The sequence below is a fragment of the Streptomonospora alba genome, assembly GCF_000826685.1.
Classification (GTDB): Bacteria; Actinomycetota; Actinomycetes; order Streptosporangiales; family Streptosporangiaceae; genus Streptomonospora; species Streptomonospora alba.
Genome location: NZ_JROO01000058.1, coordinates 22,041 through 31,981, shown reverse-complemented (window position 1 = coordinate 31,981; position 9,941 = coordinate 22,041). Strand labels below are relative to the sequence as shown.

Annotated in this window: 7 protein-coding genes; 1 reads left to right on the top strand and 6 read right to left on the bottom strand. The window is 75.6% G+C overall.

Annotation, left to right across the window (positions count from 1 at the left end):
* Nucleotides 1-100: 100 nt before the first annotated feature.
* From LP52_RS24335 to LP52_RS24320, 4 genes are all read right to left on the bottom strand, one after another.
* Nucleotides 101-2,437 (bottom strand): DUF5682 family protein, encoded by a 2,337-nt coding sequence (locus LP52_RS24335; RefSeq protein ID WP_040276741.1) that lies wholly within the window; start codon nt 2,435-2,437, stop codon nt 101-103.
* Complete coding sequence (locus tag LP52_RS24330) at nt 2,437-3,534, bottom strand: ATP-binding protein (protein WP_040276740.1); 1,098 nt, start codon at nt 3,532-3,534, stop codon at nt 2,437-2,439. The genes LP52_RS24335 and LP52_RS24330 overlap by 1 nt, the downstream gene beginning before the upstream one ends.
* A complete protein-coding gene (locus tag LP52_RS24325) occupies nt 3,531-4,991 on the bottom strand; it encodes a DUF5691 domain-containing protein (protein WP_052810229.1) in 1,461 nt (486 codons plus the stop codon). Before LP52_RS24325 ends, LP52_RS24330 begins: the two co-directional genes overlap by 4 nt.
* A 123-nt stretch (nt 4,992-5,114) precedes the next feature.
* Nucleotides 5,115-6,434, bottom strand: a complete 1,320-nt coding sequence (locus tag LP52_RS24320; protein ID WP_052810228.1) for an SWIM zinc finger family protein — start codon at nt 6,432-6,434, stop codon at nt 5,115-5,117.
* Nucleotides 6,435-6,581: 147 nt separating this feature from the next.
* Here LP52_RS24320 and LP52_RS24315 point away from each other — a divergent pair, with 147 nt between their 5' ends.
* Entirely contained in the window at nt 6,582-7,589 is a 1,008-nt protein-coding gene (locus tag LP52_RS24315; RefSeq protein ID WP_040276739.1) for a methyltransferase, read from the top strand.
* Nucleotides 7,590-7,991: 402 nt separating this feature from the next.
* Here LP52_RS24315 and LP52_RS24310 read toward each other — a convergent pair whose 3' ends face one another.
* Both LP52_RS24310 and pstS read right to left on the bottom strand, forming a co-directional pair.
* Complete coding sequence (locus LP52_RS24310) at nt 7,992-8,564, bottom strand: LURP-one-related/scramblase family protein (RefSeq protein WP_040276738.1); 573 nt, start codon at nt 8,562-8,564, stop codon at nt 7,992-7,994.
* 167 nt (nt 8,565-8,731) lie between these two features.
* A complete protein-coding gene (gene pstS / locus LP52_RS24305; protein WP_040276737.1) occupies nt 8,732-9,850 on the bottom strand; it encodes a phosphate ABC transporter substrate-binding protein PstS in 1,119 nt (372 codons plus the stop codon).
* Nucleotides 9,851-9,941 lie beyond the last annotated feature (91 nt).

The window sequence follows — 9,941 nt, the reverse complement described above, 5'->3', positions numbered from 1 at the left end:
GCGGGCGGCCGCCCCTCCTCTCGCGTGTATGGGGTCGGGAGACGGGCGCTGAACGGGTCGGCCGCACCGCCGCCGGGCGGGTGAGCGGCGACGCCCGCGCTCACCCGCCCGGTTCCGGGCCCGCGGCGGCGAGTCCCAGCAGGCCCGCCGCCGTCGCGACCGCCGGGGCACACCGTCGGGAGTCGACCCCGACGTCGTCGGCCGTGCCGGACGCGCCCCGGGTGCGGGCGCTGTCGCCGATGGCCCGGCGCTCGGCGTCGGCGAACGCGCCGAAGGTGCGCCGAAGCAGCGGCAGCGCCTCGGTGAACGCCTCGGCGCCCAGACCCGCGAGCCAGCGGTCGACGACGCCCAGCAGCGCGGTGTCGTGCACGAGCAGCAGCCCGCTGCCGGCGAGGAACCCCTCGATCCAGTGCGCTGTGCGGGCCGCGGGCGTGCCGCGCGACGCGGCGCGGGACAGCCGGGCGGCGAGCGCCGTGCCGTCCAGCCGGCCGGAGTCGTGCAGGATGCGGTTGGCCCTGCCGCACACCCGCCCGGGCGCCGACTCCTGCACCGCGACCTGCTCCAGGGCCGACAGCCAGGCGGCCTCGTCGTCGCCGCCCAGCAGCAGCGCCGCCTCGTGCACGCCGTCGACCGCGTCCACCGTCGCCGCCGCGGCGTCGTCGCCCAGCCCCGCCACCGCGGCGGCGAGGCCCGCGCGGATCCGGGCCAGAAGCTGGGACGCCACCCCCTGCAGCGCCGCGGAGTCGCTGCGCCGCACGTCGCCGTAGCGCACCGACCGCGCCAGCGGCGGCAGGGCGGCCATGAGCTGCTCGATGTCGGCGTCCTCGGCGGCGCGGGCCCTCAGCGCAGACACCACCGTGCCGATCGCGCCGCCGAGGTCGGCGTGCAGGCACTGTTCGGCAAGGGCGGTCAGCCCCGGCAGATCGGCGTCGGCGGCCGACGAGCGCGCACGTGCGGCGGCCGCCGCCTCGACCGTGGTACCCCACACGCCGGCCTCGATCAGCCGCAGATCCAGCTCAGGTCGCCACAGGAGGCGCCAACTCTCGCGGAAGGTGCCGCGGGCGCGCACGGAGCCTTCGCGCGCAGTGCCCCAGTCGACGCCGAGCAGCCGCAGCCGGTGCAGCAGCGCGCTGCGCCGGCGCCCGGTCTCCTCACGCAGGTCCAGATCCAGTTCACGCTCCTGTGCCCGGGGCGGCAGACGCAGGCGGCGCTGCTGGGCGGCGAGGTCGCGCTGCAGCGGAATCTGCGGCGTGTGCTCGGAGACCGCGCCCATGCGCTCACCGAGGGCCATCTCGCGGTGCAGCAGGTGCGCCCGGGTCCGGGCGCCCTCGCACAGTACGGACTCCGCGGCGTCGGCGACCTCATCCAGCCCGGCCGCCGGGCGCCCGCGCAGGGCGGCCAGCGTCTCGGTGAGGCGGACCGCCTCGATGACATGGGCCGAGGAGACCGGTTGGTCCATCGCGCGCAGCCGCCGCCCGGCCTCGGCCAGCCAGCGTTCCACCGGCCGGTCGGGCGCGGTGAACAGGTGGTGGTACCAGCCGGGTGAGCGCACCCCCGCTCCGTAGCCCGAGGCGGAGGCCAGCCTGCCGTGCGTCCACGGGATCCACGTGGCGGCGACCTTGGTCTTGGGCAGGCCGCGCAGCAGCGCGGTGTCCTCGGACACCCGCGGATGCTCCAGCAGCGCAGGTACGTGCCAGGCGCCGCAGACCACGGCGACGGGGCCGGCGACCGACCGCATGGCCTTGCGCAGGACCCGGCGCATGTGCGCCTCGCGGCGCGCTTCGCGTGTGGCCGCCGCAGCGGTCGGCCGGGCACCGGACTCGGCGCGTACGGCGGCCATGGCCTCGGCGATGGCGGGGAACGGCGAGGAGGCGGCGCCGGAGCAGGCGGACGCGTCCGGAGGAACCGCCGCGCGGCCCTCGACGGCGTCCTCCCACCAGCGTTCGGGGTCGTCGTAGCCGGCGGCCTCGGCCAGGACTGCCAACGGGTCGGCCACGGCACGGCCCGGACACGGAGCACCGGCCGCCCCGGCGCCGTCCCCGCCGCCCTCCGCGTCCGGTTCAGGACGCCCGGGCTGCTGCGGGACCGCCGGCTCCGCCGGCCCGTGCCCGGCCAGGGTGTGGGCCGCCGGCAGATCGCAGAAGCGCACCTCCACGCCGTGCCGGGCGGCGTAGCGCAGCGCCACCCACTCCGGCGAGAACGCGGCCAACGGCCAGAACGCGGCGCGCGAGGGCTCATCGGGGACATAGGCCAGCAGCGAGACCGGCGGCGCCAGCTCGCCGACCAGGCCGACGAGGGCGTCGGCCTCGGGCGGCCCCTCGATCAGCACCAGCTCGGGGCGGACCCGCTCCAGCTCGACTCCGACCGAGCGGGCCGACCCGGGGCCGTGGTGGCGCACCCCCAGCACGTGCAACCGGCCGGTGTCCACGCGCGCCATCAGCCGCTCACCTCGCGGCAGGCGCGGTAGAAGTCGTCCCAGCCCTCGCGCTCACGCGCCACGGTCTCCAGGTACTCCCGCCATACCACGCCGTCGGAGACCGGGTCCTGCACGACGGCGCCGTGGATGCCCGCGGCGACGTCGGCCGGGCGCAGGGTGCCGTCGCCGAAGTGCGCGGCCAGCGCGATTCCGCCGGTGACCACGGAGATGGCCTCGGCGGTGCTCAGTGTGCCGCTGGGCGACTTGACCTTCGCGCCGCCGTCGGCCGTGGCGCCCTCGCGCAGCTCCCGGAAGACGGTGACCACCCGGCGGATCTCGGCCAGGCTGGTGGGCACCTCGGGAAGCTCCAGGGCGCGGCCGAGGTCGGCCACCCGCCGGGTGACGATGTCGAGTTCGTCGGCGACGGTGGCCGGAACCGGCAGCACGACGGTGTTGAACCGGCGCCGCAGCGCGCTGGAGAGGTCGTTGACCCCGCGATCGCGGTCGTTGGCCGTGGCGATCACGTTGAAGCCACGCGCGGCCTGCACCTCGGTGCCCAGTTCGGGAACCGGCAGCGCCTTCTCCGACAGCACGGTGATCAGCGCGTCCTGGACGTCGGAGGGGATGCGGGTGAGCTCCTCGACGCGGGCCAGGCGGCCCTCGGCCATGGCGGTCATGACCGGGCCGGCCACCAGCGCCGCCTGCGAGGGCCCCTCGGCCAGCAGGCGGGCGTAGTTCCATCCGTAGCGGACCGCCTCCTCGGCGGTACCCGCGGTGCCCTGGACCAGCAGCGTGGAGTCGCCGGAGACGGCCGCCGCCAGGTGCTCCGACAGCCACGTCTTGGCGGTTCCGGGAACCCCGAGCAGGAGCAGGGCGCGGTCGGTGGCCAGCGTGGCCACGGCCACCTCGACCACCCGGCGCGCTCCGATGTACTTGGGCGTGATCTCTGTGCCGTCGTCGAGCGTGGTGCCCAGGACGTACTGCGTGACCGCCCACGGCGACAGCCGCCACCCCGGCGGGCGCGTGCGGGAGTCGGCGCGTTCCAGTGCGGCGAGCTCATCGGCGAAGCTCTGCTCGGCGTGGGGACGCAGAGCGGCGGTGGGGGAGGAGGCGGTCAACGGAACTCCTTGTGCATCCGGGATCGGTACCTGAGGGTGTCGGCGAGCCGGCCCAGCGCCTCCAGGCCGCGTTCGCCGACCCGGCGGGCGCGGACGCCGGCGACCACGCGGTCGTGCAGCGACGGGGGCATGCGGGGGCCCGCCGCCGCGCACAGCTGCACCACCGACGCGTCCCCGCGCTCCGCGCCGGCCAGCGCCTCGGCCACCTGTTCGCCGAGCCCGCCGGTCCAGGCGCACTCGACGTGCTTGACCACGGGCAGCACCGTGTCCGGGGTGGGCTCGCGCCGGTCGGCGCGCAGCCGCTCCAGCGCCCACGAGCACCGCTCCTCGGGCGGCAGCAGGGCGAGCAGAGCCGTGCCCCGGCTGGCGCGGACGTCGTGGCCGCCGGTCAGCCGCTCCAGCACGATGGGCAGCAGGGCGCGCGCCCACTCCCTGTCGCGCTGGAGGACGGCGGCGTTGGCGAGGGCTTCGAGCAGCTCGCCGTCGGTGGCCGCGGCGAAGGCGGCCACGTCTGCGGGTGTCGCACCCAGGCGGCCGCGCCAGGTGTCGAGCGGGGCGTGGGAGATCAGGGTCCACAGCTGCTGCAGGCGGGTTTCGCGGCTGCGGCCGCCGGCCTGCCGTGGGCGCGGTTCGACGCCCAGGACACGGGCGAGCTCCGGATCGGCCGGGTCGGGAAGCCGGATCTCCGGCCGGTCGTCGGCGCCGCGCCGCAGGTGGCGGCCGGCGCAGCGGGCCAGCCGGCGTGCGTGCCGGGACTCGGGCAGCCGGGCGGCCAGTCCCATGGCCAGCCCGCGCACCCGCGCGCTGCGGTCGGCCAGCGCTTCCTCCAGCAGCGGCTCGTCGGCGGCGGTGAGGCGGGGTTCGCGGGCCTCCAGCAGCGCGTGGCGCTCCTGAGCGGGACGGGAGCGCCACTCCTCGACGGTGAGTTCGGCGGCCGCAGCCAGGAGCCGCAGGTAGCCCCAGCGCGAGTCGAACCCGGCCAGCCACAGTCCGCGCCGTCCGGCGACGGCGAGCAGGGCGGGCGCCATACGCCGGGTGTCGCGCGCGCAGCGGTCCAGCAGGGCGGGCAGCGACTCGGGCGGGACGCGGACGCCGCGGCACCGGGCCAGCTCCAGCCACTCCAGCAGCAGGGCGGAGTCCTCGTCCAGGAGGTCGGCGAGCCGGCGCGCGGCCCCCTCGGGGGGCAGGGGAGCGCTCTCGGGCGGTGCCGGTTCGAAGCCTCCGGGATCGTCCGGCTCGAACCGGGTCGGCAGGCGCCCGGCGCGGGCGCGTACGGCGGCCAGTGCTGCGCGGTCGAGCAGGGTGCGTGCCGGGTCGCCGCGGTCGAGATGCGGGATGCCGGAGGGAGCGGGCACGGTGCGGCGGGCGGTGCCCACCAGTGCGGCCGAGACGAGGTCGGACCAGTCGCCGGCGGCGGGGGGAGGGGATCCGGGAACAGGGGTGGAAGCGGTCGTCAAGGGGCGGTCCTCAAGAGCCGGGTTCGGGGTGGGCAGGAGACGGGTGATCCGAGGTCAGCGTGGCGGCTTCCCCTCCGCTGCGGCCGCGGCGCGTTCGGGCGCCGGCGGCGGGGGGCGGCGGCGTCACCGGGCGGCGGGGCGCGTTCGCGGTCGGTGCAGGTCGGCGAATCGCGCCCGGCGGTCCCACACGGCGAGCGGGCGCAGGCCGCGCGGCGTCCACTCGCCGGCGACGGTGGCGGGTTCGCCGCCGCACACGGCCGCCAGCGGCCAGCAGGGCGAGCACTCCGGCAGCAGGGGCAGCGCCGCGCCGCCGGCATCGGCCACCGACCAGGGGTCGCCGCGCACCGGCGCCGCGTGCCGTAGCACGACCGGCCAGGCTTCCAGCCACGGATCCTCGGCCAGGGCGTCGGCGTAGGAGCGCAACGCCTCCTCGGCGCCGGCGCCCGCGGGCGGGTCGGCCGAGTGCTCGGCGTGCAGGGCCACCACCCGGGCCCGCCGCTCCGCGGGGTAGAAGGCCAGGTCGGCCTCGACGGCGGTGCCCGGCCGCACCGGGGTCTGGGGCGCCTGCCCGGTCGGGGCGAAGGAGACCAGCGCGGCCGTGCGGCCGGTCGCCGTGCCGTGCAGCCAGATCCGGCGGCCGTGCACCTGGCCGGCGGGGAAGTCGTACATGCCCAGCACCCGCCAGGTGTCGCGCACCGGGGCCGACTCGTCGGCGGAGACCGGAAGCCCCGCCCGGCAGGTGACGGTCGCGCGCATGTCGGGCGCCAGGTCGTCGCGGCGCCGGTAGGCGCTGATGAGCAGGCGCAGCAGCGCGTACTCGCTGAGCAGGCGGTCGGGCCGGTCGCGGGCGGCGCCCAGGCGGCTCAGATCGCGCACGCGGTCGGCGAGTCGCCCCGCCTGGGCGTCGACCAGGCGCGCGGCCATGGAGTCGAGGCGGCGGTAGCCGTCGTCGCGGGAGGCGGCCAGCCCGTTGGCGACCTGGTCGCGCAGCCAGAGGTCGAGTTCGACCAGGCCCTCGGCCACGCGCTCCTCACGCCGCTCCAGGCGGTCGGCCGCGGCGCGGGGGTCGGCGGGCTCGGGCGGGCCCGGGCGCGCGTCGGCGCGGCGCGCCAGCCACCGGGCCACACGTTCGGGGGCCTCGCCGGGCTCGGTGCCGCCCTCGGCCCACAGGTGCATCAGTGCCAGCGCGTGCTTGCAGGGCGTTTTGCGGCTGGGGCAGCTGCAGCTGCAGTCGGGCGGCGAAACCAGCTCGGCCACCACCCGGTAGGAGGCCGCGCCGCTGCCGGCGCACTCGCCCCACACGACGGGCGGGGTGGAGTCGCCGGCGGGGCGGTGGCCCGCGGCGCTCCACAGGGAGGGGGCGGCGGTGGCGACCGCGGCCCTGCGGGAGGAGGGGTCAGGCGCGAGCGCCCAGACGTCGTCGGGGGTCCAACGTGTGCTCACAGTGGAGAATCTAGACCCGGCCGCCGACATTTCCGCGTGCCTTCGGCCCGCTCCTGCGGGAGTCCGCTGAAGGCGCGAGGTGATGCGGCGGGCACACGGCGTTACCGTGGTGGCGTGCCGCCGGGGACGAGGGGACGAGGGAGCGGGATGGCCGGAAGTGAAGCCGATGGCCGTGATCTGCTGCGGCTGCTGACGGGGCCGTGGCTGGCCGAGGCCGTGGCCGCGGCGGTGCGGTTGGGCGTGGTCGACCGGCTCGGCCGCGGCCCGGCCTCGGCCGGCGAGCTCGCCGAGGAGCTGTCGCTGGCCCCCGACCCGCTCCTGCGCCTGCTGCGGCTGCTGGCGGGCCTGGAGGTGGTGGAGGAGCGCAGCGAGGGCTTTCGCCTGGCGCCGATGGGCGAGCCGCTGCGCAGCGAGCACCCCGACTCCCTGCGCGACCTCGCGCTGCTCTACAGCAGCGACTTCTTCCTGGCCGCCTGGCGCGGCCTGGACGAGACGGTGCGCACCGGTCGGCAGGCCTTCGAAGCCGTCCACGGCCGCGACGTCTACAGCCACCTCGCCGAGAATCCCGCCGACGCCGCGCTGTTCGACGCCGGCATGGCGGCGGGCGGGTCCTTCGCCGACGCGCTGCCCCGGGTCTACGACTTCTCGCGGGCCGAGCACGTGGCCGACATCGGCGGCGGCGACGGCAGCAGGCTCGCCGGGCTGCTCGAAACCGACGCCCGCCTGCGCGGCACCCTCCAGGAGCGTCCCCAGGCCCTGGCCGGGGCGCGCGCGAAGCTCGAGCCCTACGTCGCCCAGGGCCGCTGCACGCTGGAGGACGCCGACTTCCTCCGGCAGGTCGCCGCCGGGGCCGACGTCTACGTACTGTCCCGCGTGCTGCACAACTGGGACGACGACTCCTGCAGGCGCATTCTCGCCAACTGCGCGTCGGCGATGGATCCGCGGGCGCACGTGCTGATCGTCGAGCGGGTCATGCCCGACGACCGGCATCCGTGGCTGTCGCGGGCCTTCGACGTGCACATGATGGTCATGACCCGGGGGCGGGAGCGCACAGCGAGCGAGTACGAGGCCCTGCTGCGCCAGGCGGGCCTGCGCACCCTGGAGCTGCGCGACCTCGCGGCGGAGATGCGGGTGCTGGTGGCGGTGCGGCTGTGACCCGGCTCGGCGGGGGGCCGCAGGCGGCTGTTGCCGGCAGGGACCCGGGACACGCGGTCCCCGGCTGCAAGGGGGTCTCGAGGTCGTCAGGACACGCGCGGGATAACCCGGGTCCGTGCCGGCAACTTCCAGCAGTGTGGCCGATCGCGGTGGATTAAGCGAGGTAAGCCGCAGACGCCCAGGTCAGAAGATTCCAGCAGGATGCGGATGCGGCTGGATGGGCTCGTGCGGCCCGGGATCACGGGTCCGCACGCGACTCCGGGCCGAGGCGGGGTCAGGGCCTGCGCGGCGGCTCTCGCGTGCCGCCGCGATCCTGCAGGGCGGTTCCCGGCGACGGCGATACGGAGGGGGAGAGTCCTCGGCCTCGGCGTCCGAAAGGGGCCGCGCCGTCCTCGGTGGACCTCAGCGAGCCTGCAGCGCGTCCAGTGCGACGGCCATGGCGATGACCAGCCGGCGGTCGACGTTGGGGTCCTGGATGTTCACCGTGTACTGGTCGCGGAGCCCGAAGCGCTTGTCGACGCTGAAGATCGGGTGCTGGCCCGCCTGGAAGTCGAAGTGGTACGGAATGATCCGGGCCGCTTCGATGAAGCGGCGCAGGAGCCCCAGCATTTGGTTGCGCTCCTGGCCGGTGGCGGTGAACAGGCCGGGCTGCTCCACGTGCCAGGTCGAGCGCAGCAGCGACTGCTTGAAGTCCTTGCGGAAGTTGCCGATCGGCTGCCCGTCGTGGTCGGTGACGTCGTAGGTCGCGCCCAGGTCGACGACCTGGCGCGCCTTGAAGCCCAGGACCGGGTACTGCTTGCTGTCGTCGGTGTACAGCGTGACCTGCTCCTTGAAGGCCATGCGCTTCTGCTGGGCGAAGGCCAGCATCTCGCCCTCGCTGCCGTCGGGCTGCACCGCCCGGACCTCGTACTGGTTGACCATCATGCGGATCCGCTGCCGCACGGCGAGCTGCGTCAGCGTCTGCAACCGGTTCATCGGGTGTCCTCGCAGGAATCGTCGAAGGGATGGGGATGAGTGGGGGATGAACGCGCTGATCCTAGCGGGACCGCTGTGATCTTCGGGTGTGCGCACGCCCTTCGCCGCGTGGCCGGAACCGGCCGGAGGCGCAATCGTGACCCGCCGGTGCGGGCCCTCGGCTTGCGTCAGCCGGCGCCGCTGATCTCGGCCACCGACGCGTGCAGCCGTTGGCGCAGGTCGGAAGGCAGGGGAGCCGAGCCGGTCTCGGCGGAGGCGGCCTCCTGGCCCTCCTTGCTGAGCACGTAGTCCAGGAAGGCGCGCACGCGCTCGGCCTCGCGCTCGGTGCCGTAGCGCAGGCAGGTGATCTCGTAGGTCACCAGCACGATCGGGTAGGTACCGGGCTCGGTGGTGCCGTGGTCCAGCTCCAGGGCGTGGTCGTGCTCGTGCCCGCCCTCGCGCTCGGGGGAGGTTGCGACCACGCGCGACGCCGACTCCGGGGAGGGGTCCACGAACTCCCCGCCCACGCCGACGGACACGGTCGACATGTCCGCGGTGTGCGAGGCCTCGACATAGCCGATCGTGCCCCCGCCGCCTTCGACCGCCTCGGCGATGCCGCTGTTGCCCTGGGCGGCCTCGACCGGCTCGATCGGCCAGGTGCCGCCGGGGTCGTGCGGCCAGGCGCCGCCTGCCGCCGCATCGAGGTAGCCGGTGAAGTTCTCGGTGGTGCCGGAGTCGTCGGCGCGCGTGACCGGGGTGATGCGCAGGTCGGGCAGGTCGGTGTCGGGGTTGTGCTCGGCGATCTCGGGGTCGTTCCAGCGCGTGATGTCCTGGTTGAAGACCCGGGCGAGGGTTTCGGGCGGCAGGTTCAGCGAGTCGACGCCCTCCACGTCGAAGATCACGGCGATGGGCACGACGTAGCCGGGGATGTTGATCGCGGGGGAGCCGTCGCTGCAGCGTCGGCGCGCCCGCTTGTGCTCCTGCTCGTCCAGTGCCGCGTCGGAGCCGGCGAAGTCCACCGCGGCTTCGAGGAACTGGCTGCGGCCGGCGCCCGATCCCACCGAGTCGTAGAGGATGAGCGAGTCCTCACAGGCCAGTTGGTAGCCGGCCACCCAGGTGTACATGGCGTTCTCCTGGGCGCTGGAGCCCGCTGCCGAAAGGCTGCCGCCGAAGCAGGCGATCTCCTCGGGGACGGCGGGCGGCTCCTGGCCCGCTCGGAGTGCGTCGTCGCTTCCGCAGGCGCTGGTCAGTGCCAGTACGCCGACCAGGGCGGCCGCGGACAGGGTGCGGTGGCCGGGCAGGGTCACGGGTCTGTCATTCCCCTTTGTCAGCGAGCGGCAACCCTGCGTCGATGCCAGGGTTCGTGCGTAAACGGAAAATGGCGGCGAGATGGCCGGA